This is a genomic window from Isoptericola sp. NPDC055881 (assembly GCF_053615895.1).
In genome coordinates this window covers 1-1,379 of the sequence record NZ_JBSHCR010000150.1, presented here as the reverse complement: position 1 = coordinate 1,379, position 1,379 = coordinate 1, and the positions used below count along the sequence as shown (strand labels likewise).

Sequence of the window (1,379 nt, the reverse complement as noted above, 5' to 3'; positions counted from 1 at the left end):
GTACTATCCAGCCACTGCAGGTATTTGGCCCCCAGCGGGGGCTTTTTTTGCCTGTTGTTGGGGCAGATAAAGAAAAGGGCCGCATTAGCGGCCCTTTTCGGAGAGAGCGATGCCTCAATGCGGAATTTCAGAGACTTCTTTAACGTCGGCTTTATTGATCTGCTGTTTGACACCATTTGCGTCTTTATAGCCCAGCAGGCCTGAGTCTGATTCTGTAGGCTTGCCGTCGCTGACAATTGTACGCCCGTCGTTGGTGTGGATGGCATAGCTTGTGCGCGTGCAGCCGGTTAGGGCTGAAAGCGCAACTGCCGCTGCGAACACTGAAACAAAAATCTTTTTCAAAGCCAGCTCCTTTTATCCGTATCAGTTGTCTAGTTCACTCATGTTGGTAATTTTGTCACGGTTGATCTGTTCGGTTCGGCCTGTATGGGCATCTTTGTAGGATACTAACCCCGTATCACTGTCAACTTTGGGTTTGCCGTCTGTAACGATAGTGCGACCATCTGTGGTTTTTATTTCTTGGTTTGAAGAACATCCAGCAGCGGCAAAGGTCACCAACGCGACCATCATGGCCGCCAACAGCGTTTTTTTATTCATAATAGGTTCCCTGCTTAAAGGTAAAGTGGATATGGTCACTAACCATCTAAGTATAGGTCGTTTTTTCATGCGAAAAGAGGATTGAAGGTGGGCATCATGCCCAGCAGTAAAAATGAATGAAAAACGATTTTGGAATGTTGCTTGTTTTTGAGGATTGAAATGGCCTTATTAATTTCACTGGTTGTAGTGGCAGGTCTTTACTATCAATTTTGGTATAAGCCACATAGAGCGCCGATCTTGCGTATATGGGGGATCGCGCCTGATGGACAAGAATTTCGATTATTGCTAACAGAGCATGGAGAAAAAGAGGCTGTTTTACTGTTCGGAAAGAAATCTTTTGTTGCCGTGCCAGATACGCAGAACCTTTATGGTGGGTGTTATTACCTTTATTTAGAGGATGCTCACAAGAACGAGCTTTTAATTGAGTTAAACGAAAGTGATTTATACCCCGGTGGCGCAATAGAACTTCAACACAACGGCGGTCGGAAGATTCATTGCGAGATACTAAAAGTAAGGTGGAGTCGTTAACTCAAGTAATGTTTCCTAAGTATGTTGATAGGCAAACATAGTGGTAGTTAGTCTCTCTGAGTAAATGATCTTCTTGTGATCCTGTCGTTACAGTCGTAATCTCTTGCTCTGAAAACGAAAAAACCACCTGGGGAGGTGGTTTGATCGAAGGTTAAGTCAGTTGGGGAACTGCTTAACCAGGTAACTGGGTATACGAGACCGCAGAAACCAAAAATGTTCTTTCAGTGTAGCCTCTCTCAGGCCCATACTTCAAG

At 44.8% G+C, this 1,379-nt stretch carries 2 protein-coding genes; both read right to left on the bottom strand.

All coding sequences use genetic code 11. The annotated features are described in order from the left end of the window. Positions 1-114: 114 nt before the first annotated feature. Positions 115-342, bottom strand: a complete 228-nt coding sequence (locus ACWGKI_RS20825; RefSeq protein ID WP_000719360.1) for a YgdI/YgdR family lipoprotein — start codon at positions 340-342, stop codon at positions 115-117. A 21-nt stretch (positions 343-363) separates the two neighbouring features. After that, the gene (locus ACWGKI_RS20820; protein WP_375877820.1) at positions 364-636 is read right to left on the bottom strand and encodes a YgdI/YgdR family lipoprotein; all 273 of its coding nucleotides are present in this window, start codon (positions 634-636) and stop codon (positions 364-366) included. Positions 637-1,379: the final 743 nt, after the last annotated feature.